This window comes from Kocuria soli (assembly GCF_003797835.1).
In the GTDB taxonomy this organism is placed as follows: Bacteria; Actinomycetota; Actinomycetes; order Actinomycetales; family Micrococcaceae; genus Kocuria; species Kocuria soli.
The window spans coordinates 52466-78304 of sequence record NZ_RKMF01000012.1 but is presented as its reverse complement, the minus strand read 5'-3'; the positions used below and the strand labels follow the sequence as shown (position 1 = coordinate 78304).

21 protein-coding genes are annotated in these 25839 nt (G+C 67.9%); 2 read left to right on the top strand and 19 right to left on the bottom strand.

Annotation, left to right across the window (positions count from 1 at the left end):
• Positions 1-101: 101 nt before the first annotated feature.
• Positions 102-2198: an ATP-dependent DNA helicase gene (locus EDL96_RS09940; RefSeq protein ID WP_123825695.1), complete on the bottom strand. Its 2097-nt coding sequence runs from the start codon at positions 2196-2198 to the stop codon at positions 102-104.
• Positions 2199-2209: 11 nt separating this feature from the next.
• A complete protein-coding gene (hflX, locus tag EDL96_RS09935; RefSeq protein ID WP_123825693.1) occupies positions 2210-3868 on the bottom strand; it encodes a GTPase HflX in 1659 nt (552 codons plus the stop codon).
• A gap of 125 nt (positions 3869-3993) precedes the next feature.
• Between hflX and EDL96_RS09930 the strand changes: the two genes are divergently transcribed.
• On the top strand, positions 3994-4632 hold the full coding sequence (locus EDL96_RS09930; protein ID WP_233568824.1) for a class I SAM-dependent methyltransferase: 639 nt from the start codon (positions 3994-3996) through the stop codon (positions 4630-4632).
• Here EDL96_RS09930 and dapF read toward each other — a convergent pair.
• The 17 genes from dapF to rpsO form a co-directional block, all read right to left on the bottom strand.
• Positions 4613-5539 (bottom strand): diaminopimelate epimerase, encoded by a 927-nt coding sequence (gene dapF / locus EDL96_RS09925; RefSeq protein WP_123825750.1) that lies wholly within the window; start codon positions 5537-5539, stop codon positions 4613-4615. The two genes, EDL96_RS09930 and dapF, sit on opposite strands and share 20 nt — an antisense overlap.
• A gap of 180 nt (positions 5540-5719) precedes the next feature.
• A complete protein-coding gene (miaA, locus tag EDL96_RS09920) occupies positions 5720-6685 on the bottom strand; it encodes a tRNA (adenosine(37)-N6)-dimethylallyltransferase MiaA (RefSeq protein ID WP_123825691.1) in 966 nt (321 codons plus the stop codon).
• Positions 6678-8213: a tRNA (N6-isopentenyl adenosine(37)-C2)-methylthiotransferase MiaB gene (gene miaB, locus EDL96_RS09915; RefSeq protein ID WP_123825748.1), complete on the bottom strand. Its 1536-nt coding sequence runs from the start codon at positions 8211-8213 to the stop codon at positions 6678-6680. Before miaB ends, miaA begins: the two co-directional genes overlap by 8 nt.
• Before the next feature lie 207 nt (positions 8214-8420).
• Complete coding sequence (locus EDL96_RS09910; protein ID WP_233568823.1) at positions 8421-9068, bottom strand: regulatory protein RecX; 648 nt, start codon at positions 9066-9068, stop codon at positions 8421-8423.
• A gap of 80 nt (positions 9069-9148) precedes the next feature.
• Positions 9149-10249 carry a recombinase RecA gene (recA, locus tag EDL96_RS09905; RefSeq protein ID WP_123825689.1) on the bottom strand — a complete coding sequence of 367 codons (1101 nt, stop codon included), beginning with the start codon at positions 10247-10249 and terminating at the stop codon, positions 9149-9151.
• Positions 10250-10527: 278 nt separating this feature from the next.
• Positions 10528-10749 carry a DUF3046 domain-containing protein gene (locus EDL96_RS09900; RefSeq protein ID WP_123825687.1) on the bottom strand — a complete coding sequence of 74 codons (222 nt, stop codon included), beginning with the start codon at positions 10747-10749 and terminating at the stop codon, positions 10528-10530.
• A gap of 139 nt (positions 10750-10888) precedes the next feature.
• Positions 10889-11326, bottom strand: a complete 438-nt coding sequence (locus tag EDL96_RS09895; RefSeq protein ID WP_123825685.1) for a helix-turn-helix domain-containing protein — start codon at positions 11324-11326, stop codon at positions 10889-10891.
• 112 nt (positions 11327-11438) lie between these two features.
• Positions 11439-11957 carry a CinA family protein gene (locus EDL96_RS09890; protein ID WP_123825683.1) on the bottom strand — a complete coding sequence of 173 codons (519 nt, stop codon included), beginning with the start codon at positions 11955-11957 and terminating at the stop codon, positions 11439-11441.
• Positions 11958-11961: 4 nt separating this feature from the next.
• A complete protein-coding gene (pgsA, locus tag EDL96_RS09885) occupies positions 11962-12603 on the bottom strand; it encodes a CDP-diacylglycerol--glycerol-3-phosphate 3-phosphatidyltransferase (protein WP_233568822.1) in 642 nt (213 codons plus the stop codon).
• A 4-nt stretch (positions 12604-12607) separates the two neighbouring features.
• Entirely contained in the window at positions 12608-15610 is a 3003-nt protein-coding gene (locus EDL96_RS09880; protein WP_123825681.1) for an FtsK/SpoIIIE family DNA translocase, read from the bottom strand.
• A 215-nt stretch (positions 15611-15825) separates the two neighbouring features.
• Positions 15826-17526, bottom strand: coding sequence for a ribonuclease J (locus EDL96_RS09875; RefSeq protein ID WP_123825679.1), 1701 nt, complete (start codon positions 17524-17526; stop codon positions 15826-15828).
• Between the two features lie 54 nt (positions 17527-17580).
• Positions 17581-18495 (bottom strand): 4-hydroxy-tetrahydrodipicolinate synthase, encoded by a 915-nt coding sequence (dapA, locus tag EDL96_RS09870; RefSeq protein ID WP_123825677.1) that lies wholly within the window; start codon positions 18493-18495, stop codon positions 17581-17583.
• 10 nt (positions 18496-18505) lie between these two features.
• A complete protein-coding gene (locus EDL96_RS13955; RefSeq protein ID WP_325049553.1) occupies positions 18506-19207 on the bottom strand; it encodes a hypothetical protein in 702 nt (233 codons plus the stop codon).
• On the bottom strand, positions 19204-19962 hold the full coding sequence (gene dapB / locus EDL96_RS09860; RefSeq protein ID WP_233568830.1) for a 4-hydroxy-tetrahydrodipicolinate reductase: 759 nt from the start codon (positions 19960-19962) through the stop codon (positions 19204-19206). Before dapB ends, EDL96_RS13955 begins: the two co-directional genes overlap by 4 nt.
• A 54-nt stretch (positions 19963-20016) precedes the next feature.
• Complete coding sequence (locus EDL96_RS09855) at positions 20017-21414, bottom strand: M16 family metallopeptidase (RefSeq protein WP_123825673.1); 1398 nt, start codon at positions 21412-21414, stop codon at positions 20017-20019.
• Positions 21415-21570: 156 nt separating this feature from the next.
• Complete coding sequence (locus EDL96_RS09850) at positions 21571-23847, bottom strand: polyribonucleotide nucleotidyltransferase (RefSeq protein ID WP_123825671.1); 2277 nt, start codon at positions 23845-23847, stop codon at positions 21571-21573.
• A 361-nt stretch (positions 23848-24208) separates the two neighbouring features.
• Positions 24209-24478 carry a 30S ribosomal protein S15 gene (rpsO, locus tag EDL96_RS09845; protein ID WP_123825669.1) on the bottom strand — a complete coding sequence of 90 codons (270 nt, stop codon included), beginning with the start codon at positions 24476-24478 and terminating at the stop codon, positions 24209-24211.
• A gap of 343 nt (positions 24479-24821) precedes the next feature.
• On the opposite strand from rpsO, the gene EDL96_RS09840 reads away from it, so the two are divergent.
• The gene (locus tag EDL96_RS09840) at positions 24822-25835 is read left to right on the top strand and encodes an aldo/keto reductase (RefSeq protein ID WP_123825667.1); all 1014 of its coding nucleotides are present in this window, start codon (positions 24822-24824) and stop codon (positions 25833-25835) included.
• The last annotated feature ends 4 nt before the right edge of the window (positions 25836-25839 follow it).

Sequence of the window (25839 nt, the reverse complement as noted above, 5' to 3'; positions counted from 1 at the left end):
TGAGACTAGCGCCGTGGACGGAGGCGGGGCAGGTACCGTCAGTGCCCTCGTATGGGAGAGCGCGCGAATCAGCCGCAGTCCTGCCGAAGGTCAGTGGCGGGTCAGTCGTTGTTGAGGCGGCGCAGCGCCGCGAGCACCACGTCACGGTCCTGTGTGGCCCACATGGGCGGCAGACTCGAGCGCAGGAACCCCCCGTACCGGGCCGTTGCCAGGCGTGAGTCCAGGATCGCCACCACGCCCTTGTCGGACGCGCTGCGGATGAGCCGGCCCGCGCCCTGTGCCAGGCGCACGGCGGCGTGGGTTGCGGAAACGCCCATGAATCCGTTGCCCCCCGCCTCCGCGATGGCCTTCGCGCGTGCCGTGGCCAGGGGGTCGTCGGGGCGCGGGAACGGGATCCGGTCGATCAGGACCAGCCGACACGCATCCCCCGGGACGTCGACGCCCTGCCAGAGGCTCATGGTTCCGAACAGGCACGTGGCGGGATCCTCCGTGAATTCTTTGACCAGTGAGTTGAGGGAGGCATCGCCCTGGCAGAGGATCGGGTGTTCCGTGCGTTCGCGCACGTACTCTGCGGCTTCCTCCGCGGCCCGGCGGGAGGAGAACAGTCCCAGTGCGCCGCCCCCGGAGGCCTCGATCAGGTCAACGGTTTCCTCCAGCATCGCAGGAGCCAGCTGACGCCCGGGCTTCTCCAGGTGCCGAGCCGTGTAGAGAATGCCCTGCCGGGGGTAGTCGAACGGGCTGCCGACGTCCACCCCTTCCCACCGCGGGGCACCGGGTCCCTGGAGCCCCAGGTCGCCCGCCACGGCGTCGAAGGACGCCCCCACGGACAGGGTCGCGGAGGTCATGACCACGGTCCGTCCGTCGAAGAGGCCTTCGCGCAACCGCCCAGCCACGGACAGCGGGGCGATGTTCAGCACGGCGGGGTCCGTGTCCTCCGCCGGGACGTAGCCGCGGCCCGGTTCCCACCCGCCGGTGCGGGAGAGCCACAGGACCTCGCGGGCGTCGTCGGCTTCGGTCATGCGTTCGCACAGCTCCAGGATCTCCGTGACCCGCGAGCGCGCCATCTGGCGTCCGCCGTCGGCATCGGCATCCGCCGACCCCGCACCCTTCTCCGGCTTCGAGTCCGTGAGGGCCTGGCGCGCGGCGTCGCGGATCCGCACGACGGAGGCGCCCATGCGGTCCGTGAGTCCCCGGGCCAACAACTCGGCCGGGACCCCTTCGAGGGCCCGTTCCAGATCGTCGGCCCCGGCGGAGAGATCGTCCGACTTCGCGGAGGTGTGTTTGCGGATGGAGGTTGCGGCGGCCCGTACGGCGGCTGCGGACAGCGCTCCCGTCACGGCTCCGGTGACGCGGTCCCGCAGTTCGTGCGCCTCGTCGATGATCACCACGTCGTGTTCGGGCAACACCTGCACGTCCTCGAACGCGTTGATCGCCAGGAGGGCGTGGTTGGTGATCACCACGTCGGCATCGGCGGCGCGGGCCTTAGCCAATTCCCCGAAGCACTCCTCCACGAACGGGCAGGACCGACCCAGGCACTCGCGTGCGGTCACGGAGATCTGCCGCCAGGCGGTGTCGGTGACACCGGGCAGGACTTCGTCCCGGTCCCCCGTGTCCGTGGTCTGGGCCCAGTCCCGGAGCCGTTGGACCTCGCGTCCCAGCGCCGACACCTGCCCACCGCCGGGGTGGTTTCCCTCGCCGGGGGCCGCGAACAGCGCACCGTCGTCGTCCTGGGGGTAGCCGCCTTCCAGCTTGTGCAGGCACGCATAGTTGCTGCGCCCCTTGAGCAGGGCGACGTCCATCCCTTCCGGCAGCTCACCCTCCAGGGCCGAGAGCAGACGAGGGACGTCACGGCCGACCACCTGGGACTGCAGCGCGAGTGTGGCCGTGGCGACGACGACCGGCCCCGCCCCCGCACCGCGTCGCCCGGCGGCGTGGTGCAGCGCCGGGGTCAGGTAGGCCAGGGACTTGCCGGTCCCGGTGCCGGCCTGCACCAGCAGGTGACGGCCGGTGTCCAGGGCCTCGGCCACCTTGGCGGCCATGAAGCGTTGCCCGTCGCGGCGTTGCCCGCCCAGGGCTTCCACCGCAGTGTCGAGCAGGTTCAAGGCATCCAGTGCCCCGGGGAAGGTCTCGGGACGATCCGTGATCGGGCGTCCCTCGGCGTCACGGACACCGGTTCCCGGTGCTGTGGTGGTCGGCATCGGACGTGCTCCTACCGGGGTTCCGGCGAGTCGGTCTGAGTCGTGTCAGCCTCAGCGAACTCCGGCGGGTGCTCCGGGACGAACGGTGCGAGTTCACCGGCCAGGTCCTCGCGGACCTTGACCAGCAGGTGCGTGCCCTCCGCCAGGTACTCGGTGCGCAGGATCTCCGCGTCCCACCCGTGGAGGCGGGAGACGACGTCGCCGTCGCTGTAGGGCACCACCAGGTCCAGGACGTGGTCGGGTCGCGGGATCGACTGCGAAATGAGTTCCTTGAGTTCCTCGATGCCCTGGCCCGTGTGGGCGGACACGACCGCCACGTTCTTGTGCGTGTTGCGCAACCGCTCGATCACGAACGGGTCCGCGGCGTCGGCCTTGTTGACCACGATGATTTCCGGCAGCTGGCTCGCCTCGATGTCGGCCAGCACCTCGCGAACCGCGTGGATCTGTCCCTCCGGATCCGGGTGGGCACCGTCCACCACATGCAGGATGAGGTCGGCGTCGGCCACTTCCTCGAGCGTGGAGCGGAAGGCCTCGACCAGTTGCGTGGGCAGCGAACGCACGAAACCCACGGTGTCCGAGAGCGTGTAGCCGATGCCGTCGGGCGTCGTGGCCTTGCGGACCGTCGGGTCCAGCGTGGCGAAGAGCGCGTTCTCCACGAGCACCCCGGCGTCCGTCAAGCGGTTCAGCAGCGAGGACTTCCCGGCGTTCGTGTACCCCGCGATCGCGACGGAGGGCACGGCGTTGCGTCGCCGGTTCAGTCGCTTGGCCTCACGGGCGGGCTTCATGGCCGCGATCTCGCGCTTGAGCTTGGCCATCCGGGCACGGATCCGACGGCGGTCCAGTTCGATCTTGGTCTCACCCGGACCGCGGGAGCCGATGCCTTCACCCGAGGCGGCGCGTCCACCGGCCTGACGGGACAGGTTGCCACCCCAACCACGCAGGCGCGGCAGCATGTACTCGAGCTGGGCCAGTTCGACCTGTGCCTTGCCCTCCTTGGACTTGGCGTGCTGGGCGAAGATGTCCAGGATCAGACCGGTGCGGTCGATGACCTTGACCTTGACCACGTCTTCCAGCGCGCGGCGCTGGGAGGGTGCGAGTTCTTCGTCCACGATCACCGTGTCCGCCCCGGTCGCAGCGACGATGTCCTTGAGTTCCAGTGCCTTGCCCGAGCCCAGGTAGGTGGCCGGGTCCGGTGTGGCGCGGCGTTGGATCACGCCATCCAGGACTTCGGAGCCCGCTGTCTCGGCCAGCGCGGCGAGCTCGCGCAGGGAGTTCTCGGCGTCCTCAATGCGGCCCGAGGTCCACAGGCCGGCCAGGACCACCTTCTCCAGGCGCAGTTCGCGGTACTCGACCTCGGTGATGTCCTCGAGTTCGGTGGACAGGTTGGCCACGCGCCGCAGGGACTGGCGGGCGGCGAGGTCGTACTGGTCGCCGTCGGCTCCGGTGTGGACCGTGCGCTCGGAGAGTTCGCGGGCCCTGCCTCCGAGTACGTGGCCGGAGTCCTCGGCGGGTGCCGCTGCGCCGTCGGCGTCGCGTTCGGCGGCCGAACGTCCCGCACGCGCTCGGGACAGGACACGTTCGACGACGTCCTCGAGTTCCTGCGCAGAGGGCGAGTGTCCGCGGCGGTCGCCGCCGACGGGCTGTTCGGGTTGGGTGTGGGTGTTGGTCATGAATCCTTTTCGGAAGGTACTGATGGCACGGCTTCTGCCGTCCAGAACACAACGACGGCCGATGCCCGGTTGTTCCAATCGGTTACGGCACCGGAACCGGGCTGGTTCCCCCTAGGCTAGCGGGCATGATGGCGCACTACTTCACCACACCCGATGGTCCCGAGAACCGCTCGGAGCTCGAGGTCGAGATTCGCGGGCGCCGGGTACGAGTGGTCACTGCCGCCGGTGTCTTCTCCCCGGGTGCTCTGGACAAAGGCACCGCGGTTCTCCTGGACGCCGTCCCGGATCCCTTGGGTGCCGAGTTCCTGGACCTCGGCTGCGGCTGGGGGCCCGTCACACTGGCCCTCGGCTTCTCGGGGCGGGCGGACGGCGAGCGGGACGACGCGCGTCCGCGCGTCACCTCGGTGGACGTCAACGAGCGGTCTCTGGCCCTGACCCGGGACAACGCGGCCGCGTACTCGGTCACCGCAGAGGCCTACCTGCCGCAGGAGGTCCCGGAGGACCGGCGATTCGACGTGATCTGGTCGAACCCGCCCATCCGCATCGGCAAGGAGGCCCTGCGCGAACTGTTGCTCCTGTGGTTGCCGAGACTCACCCCGGGGGGCGAGGCGTGGCTGGTGGTCCAGAAGAATCTGGGGGCGGATTCGCTGCAGACCTGGCTGACCCGTGCGTTGCCGGAAGCGACCGGGGAACCGTGGTCGGTGACCCGGGATTCGACGTCGAAGGGCTTCAGGGTCCTGCGCGTCAGCCGAACGTCCCGCTAGCCACGACGGTCGCGGGACCCGCGAGCACCACGTGCTCGGCACCGTGCGGCCCTTCCACGAACGTGGCCGAGACGGCTCCACCCGGGACTTCCACGACCCATTCGTCCGGTGCGGATTCCCCCGCCCAGAAGCGGGTGGCGGCGGCCGCCGCGCACGCACCGGTGCCGCAGGACTGGGTCTCCCCCACGCCACGTTCGTGGACGCGCATCCGGATGCGGCCGATCTCCTCCGAGCCCTGACCTTCCTCGTCGATCGGGACCACGAACTCCACGTTCGTCCCGTCGGGCGGGGTGGGTCGAACCTGCGGCGCGGCGTGTAGTTGCAGCGCGTCGAGCTTCTCGCCTTCCGCCAGGGCCACCACGGTGTGGGGGTTGCCCATGGTGATGGACACGGCGGGTCGCGGGACGCGCAGTCCTTTGGCCGTCACCACGGCATCCGATCCGCGGGAACGGGCGCCGTCGCCGTCGATGAACCCCCAGGGGCCCATGTCCACGGCGTATCCGTCTGCGGTGCGGGCCACGGTCTTGACCCCCGCCCGCGTTCCGATCCGCACGGTCTCCCCGTGCGCCAGGTCCACGAGTCCCTGGCCGACCAGCACGTGGACGAAGACCCGGACCCCGTTGCCGCACATCTCGGCGATCGACCCGTCACCGTTGCGGTAGTCCATGAACCATTCAGCATCCGGGGTGTGCTCGAGCAGTTCCTGGCCCTCGGGCAGGTTGGCCGACCGGATCACCCGGATGAAACCGTCACCCCCGATGCCCTGGTGTCGGTCGCAGGCCAGCCGGACGGTGTCATCGGACAACAGGAGGCGGCCCTCCGGGTCGACGACGACGACGAAGTCGTTGCCTGTCCCGTGGCCCTTCAGGAAAGGGACACCGGTCAGTTCACCGAAAACGCTGTCCATCAGGGACCCGTCCAGGACGTTGCCCGCCGACCTGGCATCCGACGTCGAACCAGGCGTGGTATCAGCTCGCACGGATTCGTCAGCGGTCGGGGCGTCTGGTGCATTGGTGTCCGGTGCGGAGTCCTCCGCGGTGGTGTCCTGGGGAAGGGCTTCAGGCTGGTTGCTGGTCACCGGACCATGCTAATCCGCATGTGTTCCGGAGCGGACCAGCTCCAGCGCGCGATTCACCAGCAGCGGATCCTCGGCCGGCAGCCAGTGCACGCGCGGATCGGCGCAGAACCAGGTGAGTTGCCGCTTGGCGAACTGTCGGGTTCCCACCACGGTGGATTCGATCGCCCGGTCCACCGTCATGGTCCCGTCGACGACGGCCAGGAACTGGCCGTAGCCCAGGGCCTGGGACGCGGTTCGGCCCTCCCGCAAACCATGCGGAATGAGCCCGCGGACCTCGTCCTCGAGTCCGCCCCGCACCATCGCGTGCACGCGACGTTCCAGGCGTTCGTGGAGCACGGTACGGTCGAGGTCCAGTGCGATCTGCACGGCGGGTGCCACGTGGGTGCGTTCCGGCATGAACGCGGTGAAGGGCCGCCCCGTCAGCTCATGGACCTCCAACGCACGCACCAGTCGCCGGTCGTCCCGGATCCGTTCCTCCGCGGCGGGGTCGATCTGGCGCAGGCGGGCACGAAGTGGCCCGGGGCCGCCGTCGTGCAGCTCCTGTTCCAGACGCCCCCGGACGACGGCGTCCGTTCCGGGGAACTCGATACGGTCCAAGGCCGCCCGCACGTAGAGCCCCGAGCCACCGACCAGGATCGGGACCCGACCGCGCGAGCGGATCTCGGCGAAGCAGGTGCGGGCCTGCTCTTGGAACCGGGCCACGGAGGCTTCCTCCGTGACCTCCATGATGTCCAGGAGGTGGTGGGGCACGCCCTGGCGTTCGTCGACCGTGGCCTTGGCGGTGCCGATGTCCATGCCCCGGTAGAACTGCATCGAGTCGGCATTGACCACCTCGCCGCCGAGCTGCTGGGCCAGGGCGATGCTCAGCGCCGTCTTGCCCGTCCCCGTGGGGCCGACCAGCGCTACGATCGGCGTTTCCGCACCACCGCCTCCGGAGGATTCATCGGGGTCGAGCGCGCCGGTTGCGTCAGCCACGGGGTGCCGACGGCGAGCCCGCGAGGATCGTGGGCATGCCCAGGCTGACCTGGCCGGTCGCGCCGCTGCCCGTTCCGCAGGAAGCCGCCTGTTCGCGCTCCCAGGCGTCGCCGCCGCGGGAGCGACGCAGCTCGTACTGCTCCGCGGTCGGGTCCGCGATCAGGTGGTAGGCCGCCGCCTGTGTCACGGGAACGGTCACGAAGTCACCGGGACGCGGGGCCTCGGCGCCGTCGGGAACGGAGAAATGCACGAGCCGCTGGTCCTGCGCGCGCCCGGAGAGGCGATGGGTCTCGCCGCTCTTCTTGCCCGCGTCGGCAGTCACCAGCAGTTCCACGGTGCGCCCGACGATCGCGGCGTTCTCCTCCGCCGCGATGCGATCCTGCAGAGCCACCAGTCGTTCGAAGCGTTCCTGGACGACTGCCTTGGGCAGCTGGTCCTCGCGCTCCCCCGCCGGGGTTCCGGGCCGCACCGAGTACTGGAAGGTGAAAGCCGAGGAGAACCGGGAGGCCTCGACCACTCGCATGGTGTCCTCGAAGTCCTCGTCCGTCTCCCCAGGGAAGCCCACGATGATGTCGGTGGTGATCGCCGCGTGCGGGATGCGCTCACGCACCTTCTCCAGGATGCCCAGGAACTTCTTGGACCGGTAGGAACGCCGCATCTCGCGCAGGACCTTGTCGCTGCCGGACTGCAGCGGCATGTGCAGCTGTGGCATGACGTTGGGAGTCTCGGCCATCGCGTCGATGACGTCGTCGGTGAAGGCGGCCGGGTGCGGTGAGGTGAAACGCACCCGCTCCAGACCCTCGATCTCCCCGCAGGCGCGCAGGAGCTTGGAGAACGCGAAACGGTCCCCGAAGGAGACACCGTAGGAGTTGACGTTCTGGCCCAGAAGCGTGACCTCCACGGCACCCTGGTCCACCAGGGCCTGGACCTCGGCCAGGATGTCACCGGGGCGCCGGTCCTCTTCCTTGCCGCGCAGGGACGGGACGATGCAGAACGTGCACGTGTTGTTGCAGCCCACGGAGATCGAGACCCAGCCCGCGTAGGCCTGGTCGCGCTTGGTGGGCAGGGCAGACGGGAAGGTCTCCAGGGATTCCAGGATCTCGATCTCGGCCTGTTCGTTGTGCCGCGCACGTTCCAACAGGACCGGCAGGGATCCGATGTTGTGCGTCCCGAACACCACGTCCACCACGGGAGACTTCTTGAGGATCGTGTCCTGGTCCTTCTGGGCCAGGCAGCCACCCACGGCCACCTGGAAGTCCTTGTTCTTCTGCTTGGTGGGGACCAGCTGGGAGAGGTGCCCGTAGAGCTTGTTGTCCGCGTTCTCACGGACCGCGCAGGTGTTGAACACCACCAGGTCCGGGTCCTCCCCGTTCTGCACGGGAACGTATCCGGCGGTCTCCAGCAGACCCGTGATGCGTTCGGAGTCGTGGACGTTCATCTGGCACCCGAAGGTTCGAACGTCGTAGGAGCGCGGCGAGTCCAGGACCGGAATCTCGGGGGCCTCGGTCGAGGGCGCCTGCCTGGTCACGGCGCGGGACGCTCGGGCGTCGTCGGTACCGGCATGCACATCGGCGTTCTTTGTCAGGTCAACGGGGCTCGCACTCACGCGACAAGGATAGTGGCGGGGTCAAATCAGCCGCGGCCCGCTGCCCCCGAGCTCCAGAACATGCTTTCCCGCACGTTTTCGCGTGTGGATCGGTAGGAAAGCATGATCTCGAACAGGACGACACTCCGGTTACGGGCTGCCCAGTTCTCCGGGCAGGTCGTCTTCCGATTCCCCCAGCACCTGTTTGACGACGTCGAAGGCCATGCCCGGGGCGTAGCCCTTGCGGGCCAGCATGGACACGAGTCGCCGGGTCAGCTTGTCCCGGGTCTTCCGATCCGCCAACTGTTCGGCCAGCTGCTCCCCCGACGGCGCCTTGCGCCGCACCAGGTCCAGGGCGTCTGCCTGCTCGTCCTCGTCGGTACGTTGCTCGAGCGCCTGCTCGGCCAGTTCCGGGTCGATGCCCTTGGCCTGCAGGTCCCGACGCAGTGCGGGGCGGGCCAGTTTGCGGGTCTCGGCCCGGGAGCGCACGAAAGTCTCCGCGAACGCGGCGTCGTCCACGAGCCCGACGTCCTCGAAACGGTCCAGGACGCTCATGGCCACGTCCTCGGGAACACCCCGGTCGGCAAGTTTGTCCTCGAGCTGCCGACGGGACTTGGCGGAGGCCGTGAGCTGACGCAACACGATGTTCCGGGCGGATTCGTGAACCTCGGCATCCTGGTCAGCCGCCACAGCGGACGACGACGGCTCCTCCGCCTTGCCCGAACGGCGGTGACGTTCCTGTGCTCGCCGTCGGCGCTTCTCGTACGGCGATTCGTTCATGGACGTGGACTCAGTCACGCGAGGCCTCCGGGTACTCCACAGCCCCGAAAGGAATCATCACTTTCGGGGCCGGGACGCTGTTGGGGTGTGGGCTGGGCTCAGAAGGCAGCTTTGGCGGAGGCGTTGTCCGTCTCGCCGAAGTCGGCGATCACGCCGTCGTCGTCGACCTCCGGCGTGTCCTCCTCGAGGATGCCCAGCTTGGTCAGGATCTTGTGCTCGATCTCCATGGCCATCTCCGGGTTGTCCTTGAGGAACCGGCGGGCATTCTCCTTGCCCTGCCCGAGCTGGTCACCTTCGTAGGTGAACCAGGCACCGGACTTCTTGACGATGCCCTGTTCGACACCCAGGTCGATCAGGCCACCCTCCGTGGAAATCCCGTGGCCGTACAGGATGTCGAACTCGGCCTGCTTGAAGGGCGGAGCCATCTTGTTCTTGACGATCTTGGCCCGGGTTCGGTTACCCACCGGGTTCGCGCCGTCCTTGAGGGTTTCGATGCGACGGACGTCCACGCGGACGGAGGCGTAGAACTTCAGCGCCTTACCGCCCGTGGTGGTCTCCGGAGAGCCGAAGAACACGCCGATCTTCTCGCGCAGCTGGTTGATGAAGATCGCGGTGGTCTGGGAGTGCGACAGTCGACCCGTGATCTTGCGCAGCGCCTGGGACATCAGACGTGCCTGCAGACCCACGTGGGAGTCACCCATCTCGCCTTCGATCTCCGCCTTGGGAACCAAGGCGGCCACGGAGTCGATGACAACGATGTCGATGGACCCGGAGCCCACCAGCATGTCCATGATCTCCAGCGCCTGCTCACCGGTGTCCGGCTGGGAAACCAGCAGGTTGTCGATGTCCACACCGAGCTTCTGGGCGTAGACCGGGTCCAGGGCGTGCTCGGCGTCGATGAACGCGGCGATGCCACCGGCCTTCTGGACATTGGCCACGGCGTGCAGGGCAACGGTGGTCTTACCGGAGGACTCCGGCCCGTAGATCTCGACCACACGACCGCGCGGGAAACCACCGGTGCCCAGTGCCACGTCCAGGGCGATGGAGCCCGTGGGGATGACTTCCACCTTCTGCGCGGGCCGTTCGCCCAGACGCATCACGGAACCCTTGCCGTAGTTCTTGTCGATCTGGGCCAGCACCGTGTCGAGTGCCTTCTCCCGGTCGGAACCGGTGTTCGCCGAATTGGTCTTGGGGGCCATGGTTCACCTCGTGTACATCGTGGTACGGCCACTGTGGCCGCCGTGGTGGCGCGGAATGACTGTGGTGCTCGAGGAACAATCCTCAGCTCCCGCCTGAGCTGTCACCGACAACGCTAGGCAGAGGCTCGGACAACACAAGCACGGGTCCCGGGGCCGAGGGGGAAGAACTCGACCGCAGGGCAATGTTCCGCGCTGTGGAGCCCAAAGGACTTACCGCGAGCACGTCGAAGACAATACAGGTTTTTCGAACACATGTTCGGATGCGTTCCCGCGGCGTGTCATCTCTTGGGTTCCTGGTCCGGTCCCCACCAGCGCTCACGTGGGACGTCCTGGTTCTTGCACAGGGCGAACCACACGGTCTTGGGGTCCTCGCCGTCGTCGAGTGCCTGCTGGGCCGTGCGGTGCCCCAGTTCGCCAAGGACGACGTCCTGTGCCAGGAGCCGCCCCTGACCCGACCCGAACTCGTGCTCGAGCATCTCGTGGAACCTGCTCAACCGCATGCCACTCCTCCCATGGTCAGAACCATGATCGCCGATCCAACGGCATCGGGACCCGACGGCCGTGGCCGTCGGGTCCCGATGCTCTCACGGGTCGCACGCGATGAACGTGTTGGACCCGATTGTTCAAGTCAGGTGAAGATCAGTGCGCGCGGGCACCGAACTCACGGTGGTACTGCTCCCGCAGCTCGGCCGGAACGGTGTCCGGTGCCAGGTTGCCCTCGGCTTCCGCCACGCGATCGGCGACTTCACGCAGCATGGCGGACACGGGGACATCGAGTGCGGCGCAGATCGAGGCCAGCAGCTCCGAAGAGGCTTCCTTCTGTCCACGCTCCACCTCGCTCAGGTAGCCGAGCGAGACTCGGGCGGAGTGGGAGACCTCGCGCAGGGTGCGGCCCTGACGCTGACGGACGGAACGCAGTACCTCGCCAATTTCCTGACGCAGCACGACCGGCTTGGGTTCTGCGTGGGCAGACTCGGTGGCGGTGGTGGTCTCGACGTCCTTCCAGCGGATGACTCCGTTGACGGACACGGGGGTCTTGGTCGTCGTGATGGTTGGCTCCTCAATCGTGCGGATCATGATCCGCGTGGCCCGGAGGCTGCGGTGAGCAGCTCCCGGATGGCCCTTTGCTGGGCCGTCGACGGGTACAACCGCCGACTGAGTCTTGATTGTTCCCCACGGAAGCAGGGATTTACTGGGAGGTTTCTGAGTGCCGGCAATGCGTGGTCACGTCGCGCAGGGCGGCGAGCACGCTCTGTTCACGGATCTCTGCGCGGTCCCCGTCCAGGTGCAGTTCTGTGGAACTGGTGCCTCCGGGTCCGGCGACCGCCACGAACACGGTCCCCACGGGCTTGCCGTCGTGGGGTTCTGGACCGGCCACACCCGTCGTCGCGACGGCGACGTCGACCCCGAGCGCGCGCCGCGCACCTCGCGCCATTTCCTCGGCGACCTGCGCATCCACGGCGCCCACGCGCTCCAACAACTCGGCCGGAACCCCCAGGGTGCGCGTCTTCACGGCGTGGGAGTAGGACACCACGGCACCTTCGAAGGCTTCCGAAGCGCCGGGGACCGACACGAGCGCGGCAGCCACCGAGCCGCCGGTCAGGGACTCCGCGGTGCCGAGGGTCAGTCCGCGATCGACCGCTGCCACGATGGCCTGCCGGGCCGCGGCAATCTGGTCGGAATCGTTCGTTCCTTCGTGACGTTCCATGACGTCAGCTGTGGTCCACGGGCCGACCGGCGGCCAATGCGTCCCGGCGCAGCTTCCAGGCCTTGATGACGTAGTCGATGCCGGTCACCACGGTGAGGATCAAGGCCAGCGTCATGAAGAACCAGCCCAACCACGCCCACCAGGTACCCACGACGGGCACGAGCGGAAGCAGCATGACCAGCAACGCGATGGTCTGCAGCACGGTTTTGAGCTTGCCGCCCTTGCCCGCGGCCATTACGCCGTAGCGAATCACCACGAAACGCATGAGGGTGATGCCCCATTCGCGGACCAGGATCACGATCGTGACCCACCACCACAGTTCACCCAGCAGGGACAGCACCACGAACGCCGATCCCGTGAGCAGCTTGTCCGCGATGGGGTCGGCGATCTTTCCGAAAGACGTGATCAGACCGCGGGCGCGGGCGATGTCACCGTCGAGCTTGTCCGTGAGCATCGCGAGCCCGAACACGACGAACGCGGCCCATCGCATCCCCAAGGACGCCTCACCGAACGCCCCACCGGCCACCAGGAACCACACGAAGAAAGGAACCATGAGGATCCGCAGGGTGGTCAGGGCGTTGGGCAGGTTCCAGTTGGAGGTCTTCGCCGGTTGCGACGGAGTCTGGGAATCAGTGGTTGTCATCATCGGATCAGCGTCCCGTCAGCTGCCAGGCGTCCTCGGACTCGGGCTCCTCGGCGTCGTCGTAGTAGTCGGTGGCGGCCGGGCCCGTGGGCTCGGCGAGTGGGTCGGTCCCGGAGTCGCCCGCGGTTCCGCCGGTGCCGGCGTGCTCCTGGGCACCCACGACGACGGCGGTGGGCGGCTCCTCGCCGCGGATCACGGCCAGGGTCGCGGCAAGGTCGTCCGGGCGCACCAGGACGTCACGGGCCTTGGAACCCTCGGAAGGCCCGACGACACCGCGGGACTCCATGAGGTCCATGAGTCGGCCGGCCTTCGCGAAGCCCACCCGGAGCTTGCGCTGCAGCATGGAGGTCGAGCCGAACTGCGTGGTGACCACCAACTCCACGGCCTGCAGCAGCACGTCCAGGTCGTCCCCAATGTCCTCGTCGATCTCCTTCTTGGGGGCCTCCTGGACCACGTCCTCGCGGTAATTGGCCTTCATCTGGGACTTGACGTGCTCCACGACCTCGTGGATCTCGGACTCGGCCACCCAGGCGCCCTGGACACGCATGGGCTTGGAAGCGCCCATGGGCAGGAAGAGGGCGTCACCCTGGCCGATCAGCTTCTCGGCACCGGGTTGGTCCAGGACCACGCGGGAGTCCGTGACGGAGGAGGTGGCGAACGCCATGCGGGAGGGCACGTTGGCCTTGATCAGACCGGTCACCACATCCACGGACGGGCGCTGCGTTGCCAGCACCAGGTGGATGCCGGCCGCGCGGGCCAGCTGGGTGATGCGCACGATCGCGTCCTCAACGTCGCGCGGGGCGACCATCATGAGGTCGGCCAGCTCGTCCACGATCACCAACAGGTACGGGTACGGCTTGATCTTCCGCTTGGACCCCGGTTCGGGCTGCACCTTGCCGTTGCGCACGCCCTTGTTGAAGTCATCGATGTGCTTGTAGCCGTAGTGCGACAGGTCGTCGTAGCGTGCGTCCATCTCCCGGACCACCCACTGCAAGGCCTCGGCGGCCTTCTTGGGGTTGGTGATGATGGGCGTGATCAGGTGCGGGACGCCCTCGTACGCGGTGAGTTCCACGCGCTTGGGGTCGACCATGACCATGCGGACCTCGTCCGGGGTCGCGCGCATGAGCAGCGAGACGATCATCGAGTTCACGAACGAGGACTTACCGGCACCGGTGGCGCCCGCCACCAGCATGTGCGGCATCTTGGCCAGGTTGGCCACCACGAAACCGCCTTCGACGTCCTTGCCCACGCCCATGACCATGGGGTGGTCGTTCTTCCGCGCGGCCTGCGAGCGCAGCACGTCACCCAGCACCACGGTTTCACGGTCCGTGTTGGGGATCTCGATGCCGATCGCGGACTTCCCCGGGATGGGCGAGAGGATGCGGACGTCGGAGGAGGCCACCGCGTAGGAGATGTTCTTGGACAGGGCCGTGACCTTCTCGACCTTGGTCCCGGGCGCCAGTTCGATTTCGTACCGGGTCACCGTGGGGCCGCGGGAGAAGCCCGTGACCTCCGCGTCCACCTTGAACTGCTGCAGGGTTTCGGTCAGGGCACGCACCACGGCGTCATTGGCCTCGGAGCGTTCCTTGGCGGGAGCACCCTGGATGAGCGACGACGACGACGGCAGCGAGTACGCCACGTCCCCGTCCAGCTGCAACTGTTCGGTGCGTTCGGGGATCGGTGTGCTCTGCGCTGCCGGGGCGACGACCTGTCCGGAGAGTGCCTCGCCGTCGGCTCCGTCGTCGCCGATCAGGGCGGCGGCACCGGATCCCGCTGCGGTGTCTGCGGCGCCGCTCGTGGAGGCTTCGAGCCCCTGCTCGCGACGCAGTTCCTGCGCGGCGAGCTGATCGCGCGTGGGGCGCTTCTGTCCCGGGCGCAAGGAGGACGCGGGGGCGGCAGCAGGTGCAGCCGAGGGCGTCGATTCGTCGTCGTGCCGGGAGCTGCCGCGGGCCTCGTCCCCGGATTCGATGTCGAAGACGGGCACCGCGTGGCGGTTGGACCCTGAATCGGTCGACGAGCGCCCACCGGCACGCCCGGTGCGCTGATCCGCGACCACGGGCACCTCGTCGGTGGGTTCGCCGATGACGGCGGTTTCGAAGGCCTCGTCGCCGTCGTACCGGTCCAGGCGGGCGCGCTCGGCGGCCTCCTGCTTCTCCCTCTTGGCCTGCTTGCGCGCGGCACGTCGGGCAGCCCGATCGTTCACGGGCTGCGGGTCGCGGTCGTCCAGGTAGGAACGGTCGTGTTCCTCTGCACCCAGGCGATCGGTGTGGTGCTCGCGGGGTTGGGCACCGACCATGACGTCCCAGGTGTGGGCGAGTCGGGGGCCGATCTGGGCGAACGGCGTCCCGGTGATGATCAGGACGCTCAAGGCCAACACGGCGGCGCACAGGACACCTGCGCCCAGCGGGGTGATCACGGACCCCAACGGACCGGCGACCAGGTAGCCGAAGGCGCCACCGGCGGTGAGTCGGGCCTGGAAGCTCTCGGTGACGCCCGGGGCGCCGCCGATCACGTGGGCAAGACCCGAGCCCGCCAGGACGGCGACGGCCGAGCCCAGGGCGATGCGGTTGTTCGTCGTCGTCGGGACCGGCCGGCGGAAGACGTGCAGCGCGAAACCGATCAGGGCCAGCGGCAGGACGAGCGCGGCCCAGCCGATCAGGCCCGCCACGAGCCAGTGAACACCGGAGGCGACCGTGGACACGCCGGGAATGCCGGCGTCGTAGAGGCTCCACCACTCGACCAGCGCGATGACCAGACCCGCGCAGAGCACGACGAGCGCCCCACCGTCGCGACGGTCCTCGGGGTCGAGGTCGGTGCGGAGGGTGCCGATGCGTCGGACCGCGCCACCGATCAGGTGCGCGAACCAGAGCCAGGTGCCGACGAGTGCTTCGACCGCGCGTTCACCGAATCCCGTGGTGGGGGGCTTCGAAGTGCCCTTCTTGGCCTTCGAGGTGGTTGATCCGCGCGACGTCGAGGCACCCTTGCGGGCGGGGGAAGTACGAGTCGCCATACCTTCTAGGGTAAACGACGCCGCAAAACAGGCTCAGACCGGCGCACCTTGGACGCGGTTGACGGCCCTCACGTGCCGCCCCCCCAAAAAAAACACGGCGCCGCATGCCCGTACAGCTGGACACAGTTGCCGTACGGCCCCTGGGAACGGACCGGCCCGTTCACCGTGACGGTGAACGGGCCGGTCCGAGCTTGCGCTCATGCGGTTGTCCGGGGTCAGCTGTCGGAGCCGACCTCGATCACCACGGGCACGATCATGGGCTTGCGGCGCAGCTTGCGCCCCACCCACGGGCCGATGGTGCGGCGCACGATCTGCTGCAACTGGTGCGTCGTGTACTGCTTGGGCTCGTGCAGGGCGTCCTCGAGTGCACCGGTGACCTTGGGGATGATGTCGTCGAAGACGCGATCGTCCTCGGCAACGCCCCGAGCGTGGATGTCGGGGCCGTTGACCACGCGCTTGTTCTTGCGGTCGATCACCGTGACCACCGAGACGAAGCCCTCCTCCCCCAGCACGATGCGGTCCTTGAGGTCCTCCTCCGTGATCTCACCGACGGAGGAGCCGTCCACGTAGACGAACTTGATCTCGTGGGCACCCACGATCCGCGCCTTGTGGTCCTTCATGTCCACGCACGTGCCGTTCTCCGTCAGCAGGACGTTCTCCGGGGGCACGCCCGTGGCCTCGGCGAGTTCGCCGTTGGCCATGAGGTGCCGGATCTCGCCGTGGACGGGCATGACGTGCTCGGGCTCCACGATGTTGTAGCAGTACAGCAACTCGCCGGCCGAGGCGTGTCCGGAGACGTGCACCTTGGCGTTGGACTTGTGCACCACGTGAGCACCCAGGCGCATGAGCCCGTTGATGATGCGGAACACGGAGTTCTCGTTGCCCGGGATCAGGGAGGAGGCCAGGATCACGGTGTCGCCTTCACGCACCTGTACGCGGTGATCCCCGCGTGCCATGCGCGACAGTGCGGCCATGGGCTCGCCCTGGGAACCGGTGCACATGATGACCAGTTCGTCGTCACGGAACTGCTCGACCTTCTTCTGGTCCACCAGCACGCCTTCCGGGACGTCCAGGTAGCCCAGTTCCGCGGCGATGCCCATGTTGCGTTCCATCGAACGGCCCATCAGGGCCACCTTGCGCCCGGCGGCCACAGCGGCGTCCAGAACCTGCTGCACGCGGTGCACGTGCGAGGAGAAGGAGGCGACGACGACCTTCTGGCTCGACTTCTGGATGACGTCGGTGAGGACTCCCCCGATGTCCTTCTCCGTGGGGGTGAAACCCGGGACCTCGGCGTTGGTCGAGTCCGTCAGGAACAGGTCCACGCCTTCCTCGCCCAGCCGGGCGAAGTGCCGCAGGTCCGTGATGCGGCCGTCCAGGGGCAACTGGTCCATCTTGAAGTCACCCGTGTGCAGGACAGTGCCCGCCTTGGTGCGCACGAACACGGCCAGGGCGTCCGGGATCGAGTGGTTCACGGCCACGAATTCACATTCGAACTCGCCGAGCTTCTCCACCTGTCCTTCGCGGACGGCCAGCGTGTACGGCTTGATCCGGTGCTCACGCAGCTTGGCCTCGACCAGCGCCAACGTCAGCTGAGACCCCAGCACGGGGATGTCGTTGCGGCGCTTGAGCAGGTACGGGACGGCACCGATGTGGTCCTCGTGCCCGTGGGTGAGCACGATCGCCACGATGTCGTCCAAGCGGTCCTCGATGTGGGAGATGTCCGGCAGGATCAGGTCCACGCCGGGCTGGTTCTCCTCCGGGAAGAGCACGCCGCAGTCCACGACGAGCAACTGACCGTTGATCTCGAACACGGTCATGTTGCGACCGACCTCACCCAGGCCGCCCAGCGGGGTGACCCGCAGGGTGTCCTTGCCCAGGGCGGGCGGTTCGCTCAAGTCTTCAATCCAATGGGTCATGCGACCCCTCTCTGAAATAGCTGCTCTCCACGAGAGCGTTGAAATAAATCTCTTTTAGAACTGCAAGGTTTCCGACACCACGGATCCTTCGAGATCGGCCTTGATGGCCGCCAGCTCGGTGTCCGTCGCGTCGACGTACGGCAGCCGTACGCGGTGATTCTGCAGGGCCCCCTGCCAGTGCAGGATCTGCTTTGCAGCCACCGCTCCGGGGACGTGGGTCATGGTCGCGCGCACCACGGGCTCGAGTTCGTGGGCGATCTGCAACGCCTCGTGCAGGTCCTCGGCGCGCATGGCGTCGATCAGACGACGGAAGCGCGGGGTGTCCACGTGGCTCGTGACACCCACCAGGCCCACCGCGCCGATGGACATCCACGGCAGGGTGAGGCCGTCGTCGCCGGAGTAGTAGAGCAGGTCGGTTTCCGTGATGACCCGCATGCCTTCGGCCAGGTTGGCCTTGGCGTCCTTGACGGCCACGATCTTCTCGTGCTCGGCCAACCGGATCAGCGTGTCCACGGACAGCGGGATCCCGGTGCGACCGGGGATGTCGTAGAGCATGATCGGCAGCTCGACGGAATCGGCCACGGTCTCGAAATGCGCGACCACACCGGTCTGCGTGGGCTTGTTGTAGTACGGGGTGACGATCAGCAGACCGTCCATGCCCGCCTTCTGCGCCTGCGCCGACAGGTGCAGCGTGTGCTGCGTGTCGTTGGACCCGGCACCGGCCACCAACGCCACGCGGTCTCCCACGGCGTCCTTGACGGTGCGGAACACGGCTTCGTGCTCGTCGTCGGTCATGGTCGAGTACTCGCCCGTGGTCCCGCCGACCACCAGGCCGTCACAGCCCTGGTCGACCAGCCGGACGGCCAGCGCTTCCGTTGCGGCCAGATCGACGGAGCCGTCGTCCTTGAACGGCGTGACCATGGCGGTGAGCAGGGTCCCGAACAATGGCTTATCTCGGTGCGCAGTCATGGTGCTAACCCTAACTTGCCCGGCCCGCGGGCTCCGGCCCCGTGTCCGTCTGTCCCCGAGAAAGTCGCACGGCATCACGCATGGCGGCCCGCGCGCGGCGGGTGTCGCCGGAGGCACTGTAGGCCAGGGACAGCCGGTACCAGGACCGCCAGTCCTCGGGTGCCTGTTCGGCTTCGGCCTGCCACCTGGGGAACTGGGCATCGGCGGCTTCCCGCACGATCCGCCCCGAGGGGTGCCGCGGGAGGTCATCCTCGGGCAGTCCACCCTCTTCCGCGAGACGGCGCCCCAACTGTTCGATCCGCACGCCGAACAGCAGTTCCCTGGCCAACGCCCACACCCCGAGGACGGGGATGACGACGATCGCGACACCCAGAGCCTTGCTGACCCAGACCTCCGAGTTCACCAGGACCCAAGCTCGCTGCAACGTGACACCCAGGTAGAACACGAGCAGCGCCACCATGACCGCTGCCAGGGCCTTGCCGCGGTTGGTCGACTCGAGCAGGGTGAAGACCCCGGCGAAGGCGGCAATCACCAGAATCGTCGGCTTGGACCCCGCCGGCAGCGGCAGCAGCCACAGCGTGATCAGCCCCGCCAGGAGCACCACCCAGCCCAACAGCCGTAGCGACCCCGGCGAACGCCGGTGCCCGTCTGAGTTGCGATCCGACGACGGCCCGGACGGCGGGGTGGTTCCCGACGACGGCGACCGGCTCACGCGTCCAGGTCCATGAAGTGTTCCAGGCCGTGGGTGAGACCCGGCCGGGAACCGACCGTGCGCACGCCCAACAGCACACCGGACATGAAGGAGATCCGGTCGAAGGAGTCGTGCTTGATGGTCAGCATCTCGCCTTCGTTGCCCAGCAGGGTCTCCTGGTGCGCGACCAGTCCGCGCAGGCGGACGGAGTGCACGGAGACACCGTCGACCTTGGCGCCCCGGGCGCCGTCGGGGTCGGTTTCCGTGGAGTCCGGCGACGGGCCGAGTCCTGCGTCCTGACGGGCCTGGGCGATCAAGGCGGCAGTCCGCGCTGCAGTCCCGGAGGGCGCATCGACCTTGTTCGGGTGGTGCAGCTCGATGACCTCAGCCGATTCAAAGAACTTGGCGGCCACGGCCGAGAACCGCATGGCCAGCACGGCCCCGATCGAGAAGTTGGGGGCGATCAGCACCCCCACCCCGGGGTGCTCGGACAGCAGTTGTTCGAGGCGGGCCAACCGCTCGTCGTCCCATCCCGTGGTGCCCACGACGCAGTGGATGCCGTGCGCCACACAGAACCGGACGTTGTCCTCAGTGGCACTCGGGACCGTCAGGTCGATCGCCACCTGGGCGCCGGACACCACCAACTGCTGGAGCGAATCGCGGTGGTCCAGGGTGCAGACCAAGTCCGCGTCCTTGGCGTTGTCCACGGCGCGGACCGCTTCCGAGCCCATGCGGCCGTGGGCGCCCAGGACGGCCACCTTGACGGGTTCGTTCACGGTGCTGTTCTCACTCACGTCTTCTCCTGCGTTCATCGGCGGGTGTGCTGTCTGTCAATTCTGCTCGGCTGCCACGATCTGCACCACGGTGGGCCCTTCGGCCAGTTCCTGGGCGAGCGCCTGAACTTGTTCGGGGGTCACGGCCCGGACGCGCCCCATGGTTTCTTCGAGGTCGTAGAACTCCCCCGTGGTCAGTTCCGCCGACCCCAGCCGGGACATGCGTGAGCCGGTGTCCTCGAGCGCGAGCACAGTGCCGCCGGCCAGCTGCCCCACGACCTTGGCCAGTTCCACCTCGCCGATTCCGTCCTGGGCCAGCTTGTCGAGCTCCTCGACCATGAGCCGCAGGACCTCGTCGGTCTTGGCGGGCGTGCACCCGGCGTACATGCCGAAGTACCCGGCGTCCGAGTAGGAACCGCCGAAGGAGAACGTGTTGTATGCCAGCCCGCGCTTCTCCCGGATCTCCTGGAACAGCCGCGAGGACATTCCACCGCCCAGGGCAGCGTTGAGAACGGTCATGTGGTACCGACGGTCGTCCCCGGCCACCAGCCCGGGGCGCCCCACCACGACGTTCGACTGCTCCACCGGGCGGTGCAGCACGTGGCGGCCCCAGTCGGGCTGCGGTGTGGTCGCGTCCAGGGATCCGCGGGTCCGACGCTCGCGCGGTGTGGCGGGCGCGTAGGCGTCCCACCCGGCATCGGCCATGGACCGCACCACCATGTCCACGACCTCTGCGTGCTCCAGCCCGCCCGCGGCCGTGACCACCAGGCCCTCCGGCCGGTAGAACTCGCGGAAGTGCTCCCACACGCGTGCGCGCGGGACCGCGAGGATCTCCTCCGGTGTACCGCCGATCGGGCGCGACAGGGGGTTGCCACGGAACACGTGCTCGGTGAAGTGCTCGAAGGCCACGTCCGTGGGGTCGTCCTGGTCCATCGCCAGTTCTTCCAGGATCACCCCGCGTTCGCGTTCGAGTTCCTCCGGGTCCAGGACGGCGTCGGCCACCATGTCCATGAGCACGTCAACGGCCATGGGCAGCTGTTCGGAGAGCACCCGGGCGTAGTAGCAGGTGTGTTCCTTGGCGGTGATCGCGTTGGACTCCCCACCGACCGCGTCGAAGGCCTCCGCGATCTGCAAAGCGTTGCGCTTGGTGGTGCCTTTGAAGAGCAGGTGTTCCAGGAAGTGCGTCGAGCCCAGGTGACCCGGCTGTTCGTCGCGCGAACCCACGCCCACCCAGAATCCCACGGTGGCCGAGAGCAACCCCGGCATGGATTCCGTGAGGACGCGGGTTCCGCAGGGCAGGACGGTGCGCGTGACGACGGCGCCGCCGTCGCCGTCGTGGACGACGTGCGTGAACCCGCCGACAACGCCTCCCTGGCCGCTCCCGGTTCCACGTCCCCCCGCGTCCAGCGCGGAGGCCGCGGTGGTGGCCAGCAGGGGCAGATCAACAACGGTCATGCGAGAACCAACGACTCCTGTCGGGTGAGTTTCACGGGGATCCGACGCGCGGATCACGGCGAGCCCGGAGGCCCGTGATGGCCGTCATCCCCGGGGCTCGAAGGAGCACCGGGGATGACGGCCATCGGCTGCCGTCCCGCGGGACGGCGCGGAGGATCAGTTCTCCTCGGCAACCTCGGGGGCCTCGGCGGAGTCATCGGACCCGGCCGACTCGTCCTCGGCAGCCACCGGGGAGAGCGAGAGCTTTCCGCGGTCGTCGACCTTGGTGATCTCGACCTGGACCTGCTGGCCGACGGACACGACGTCGTCGACGTCGTTCACGCGCTTGCCGTCGTTGAGCTTGCGCAGCTCGGTCACGTGCAGCAGACCGTCACGGCCCGGGGTCAGGGACACGAACGCACCGAAGGTGGTGGTCTTGACGACCGTACCCAGGTAACGCTCGCCGACTTCCGGAACCTGCGGGTTGGCGATGGCGTTGATCGCCGACCGTGCGGCTTCGGCCGACGGGCCGTCGACGGCGCCGATGTAGACCGTGCCGTCGTCCTCGATGGAGATGTCCGCTCCGGTGTCCTCCTGGATCTGGTTGATCATCTTGCCCTTGGGGCCGATGACCTCACCGATCTTGGACACGGGGACGTTGACGGTGATGATCCGCGGTGCGTGCTCGGACATCTCGTCCGGGGCGTCGATCGCGGAGTTCAGCACGTCCAGGATCGCCAGACGGGCCTCACGGGCCTGGGTCAGGGCCGCGGCCAGGACGTCGGCGGGGATGCCGTCGAGCTTGGTGTCCAGCTGGATCGCGGTCACGAAGTCCTTGGTGCCCGCGACCTTGAAGTCCATGTCGCCCAGGGCGTCCTCGGCACCCAGGATGTCGGTCAGGGCCACGTGGGCGTCCTTCCCGTCGACCTGGCCGGTGACCAGGCCCATGGCGATGCCCGCGACCGGGGCGCGCAGCGGCACACCGGCGTTGAGCATCGACAGGGTCGAGGCGCACACGGAACCCATGGAGGTCGAGCCGTTGGAGCCCAGGGCCTCGGAGACCTGACGGATGGCGTACGGGAATTCCTCGCGCGAGGGGATGACCGGGGCCAGGGCACGCTCGGCCAGGGCACCGTGTCCGATCTCGCGGCGCTTGGGGGAACCCACGCGGCCGGTCTCGCCGGTGGAGTAAGGCGGGAAGTTGTAGTGGTGCATGTACCGCTTGGACTTCACCGGGGACAGGGAGTCGATCTGCTGCTCGAGCTTGAGCATGTTCAGCGTGGTCACGCCCATGATCTGGGTCTCGCCGCGCTGGAAGATCGCGGAGCCGTGGACGCGGGGCAGGATCTCCACCATGGCGGTCAGCTCACGGATGTCCTTGGGCCCGCGGCCGTCGATGCGCACACCGTCGCGGAGGATGCGCTGGCGCACGGTCTCCTTCGTGAGCTTCTGGTAGGCGTCGTTGACCTCGTTGAGGCGATCCGCGAACGGCTTGCCCTCTCCTGTCAGCTCGGCCAGCACCGACTGGTGCAGTTCGTCCGTCGCGTCCTCGCGCTCCTGCTTGCCGGCGATCGCGTAGACCTCGGCCAGGCGGGTGCCGGCGGCCTCCTTGACGGCCGCTGCGACGTCGTCGCCGTGGCCGCCGAAGTACGGCAGGTCCATGGCGGGCTTGCCCGCGCGGGCCTTGAGGTCCGACTGGGCTTCGCACAGGGCCTTGATGAACGGCTTGGCGGCTTCCAGACCCTCGGCGACGATCTCCTCCGACGGCGCCACGGCTCCGCTCTGGATGAGATCCCACGAGTTGTCGGTGGCTTCGGCCTCGACCATCATGATCGCGACGTCCTCGGAGCCGTCAGCTGCGGTGACCACGCGGCCGGCGACGGCCATGTCGAAGACCGCGTTCTCCAGCTGGGAGTGCTTGGGGAAGCACACCCACTGGTGGGTGCCGTCGGACTGGGCGATCAGGGCCAGGCGCACACCACCCACGGGGCCGCCGAACGGGGCACCGGAGAGGGTGGTGGACATGGACGCGGCGTTGATGGCCACGGTGTTGTAGATCTCGTCCGGGTCGATGGCCAGGACGGTCACGACCACCTGGACCTCGTTACGGATGCCCTTGTCGAAACCGGGGCGCAGCGGGCGGTCGATCAGGCGGCAGGCCAGGATCGCGTCCGTGGACGGGCGGCCTTCGCGGCGGAAGAACGAGCCGGGGATACGGCCGTCGGCGTACATGCGCTCTTCGACGTCGACCGTCAGCGGGAAGAAGTCGAAGCCGTCGCGCGGCTTCTTGCCGATCGCGGTGGTGGACAGCAGCGTGGTGTCGTCGTCGATGGACACCAGGGTGGAACCGGCTGCCTGCTGTGCCAGCAGACCGGTTTCGAAGCGCACGACGCGCTTGCCGTAGCGGCCGTTGTCGATGACGGCCTCTGCGAACTGAATCTCGGGACCCTCCACGGGTCACCTCCATTTCGTGTGGGTTTCTTCTGTTCTTTCGCACAGAAGCCACCGTTTCCGCGTTCGGCCTTCGATCGAAGCCCACGGACCGTGCCCACGTCTGGGCGGGCATTTCCGTGAGCCACTGTCGAGGACCGTCACCCGGATCTCGGTGGCACTTCCGTGCGGGACGGGCCCATTGGGCGCCGTCGTTGTTCGCGCCTCACGGCGTGAACGGGTCTTGCGTCTCCACCCTGTCAGGTACTCGGCGTGTGCGCGGGGATTTGAGGGTGGGGAATCGGTGGAAAGTGGGATGGAATGTGGTCGGGGCGGGGCCGGGCCCATGGAACGGGCTCGACCCCGCCCCGGCTCAAGACGGTGATCAGCGGCGCAGGCCGAGACGCTCGATGAGCGCACGGTAGCGGGCGATGTCGGTGTCGTGCAGGTAGGTCAGCATGCGACGACGGCGACCGACCAGGGCCATCAGGCCGCGGCGGGTGTGGTGGTCGTGCTTGTGCATCTTCAGGTGCTCGGTGAGATCCGAGATGCGACGGGACAGAACAGCGATCTGGACCTCGGGCGAACCGGTGTCGCCCTCGTGAGTCGCGTATTCCTTGATGATTTCCTGCTTGACTGCTGCGTCAAGGGCCATGGTGAACTCCTTTAAGTTCAGTGCCGTGCGGCCCGGGCACGAGGATGCGTGCCGGGTCCCTTGCGGCCACACCTTCGCGGGCCTTCCGGGGGTCCGTCCACCACGGACTGCAGGCGGACCGCCGACCATGCTAGCAAACCGGAGCTTTCGACGCCCATGGTTGTCGCCGCGACCTCGGACACCTCGCCGTGGAATGGTCCAGACATCCGGCCGCGACCGGAGGCCGGGGAGATCATGACGAGTCAAGGTGCCGTGTTCCCTCCCATCAACAGGTCCCTGATGGGCAGAATGGATCCGCACGCGTCGGGCCTTGGCCCGACCCAGCCTCTCGGAAGGTGGAACCATGAGTTTCAGCACCAAGCACCCCGCGCCCGGCTCTCCCGAAGACGGCGGCTCGGACGACCAGCAGCCGGCCATTGAATACGACGAGGCCAGGATTGCCGCAGCCGGTGACGACGCAGAGAACCAGGACGACTTCTTCGACCAGCACGACTTCGACCGTGACCTGGCCGACCAGGTGGGCGTCGCCGGACGTCGCTACACGCTCAACGACGGCAACGCGATCCCCCCGATCGGCCTGGGCACCGCTCGACTGAACGACGCCGCGGCGGAAGTGGCCGTGTACGAGGCCCTCAACGCAGGTTTCCGCCTGATCGACACCGCGGCGAACTACGAGAACGAAGCGGGGGTGGGCCGGGCCCTCAAGGACTCTCGGCTCCCCCGCGAGGACGTGTTCGTCACCACCAAGCTCCCCGGCCGCGACCACGGCACCGACTCCGTGCGTCGTTCCTTGGAAGGCTCCCTCCGTCGCCTCCACCTGGACAAGGTGGACCTGTACCTCATCCACTGGCCGAATCCCGAGCGGGGGCTGTACGTGGACTCCTTCCGCACCATGCTCGAACTGCGGGAGGAGGGGCTGGTGGGCTCCGTGGGTGTTTCCAACTTCACCCCGGAAATGGTGGATGAACTGATCGCCAAGACCGGTGAGGCGCCGGCCGTCAACCAGGTGGAGCTGCAGCCGCAGTACCAACAGGAAGCGTTACGCGCGCACCACCATGCGCACCGCATCTTCGTCGAGGCCTGGGCGCCCTTGGGGTATGACTCCAAGGTGCTGGAGCACGAATGGATCCGGGAGATCGCCTCGGATCAGGGACACACCCCAGCCCAGGTGGTCCTGCGCTGGCACATCCAGAACGGGGTGGTGCCGATCCCCAAGACCTCCAAGACCAAGCGGATGGCGGAGAACCTGGACGTCTTCGGTTGGGAACTCACCCCAGAGCAGATGCACCGCATCAAGCTCATGCACACGGGTCTCTCGGCGTCGGGATTCAACCCGTTGGAGCACGAAGAGCTCTGAAGCG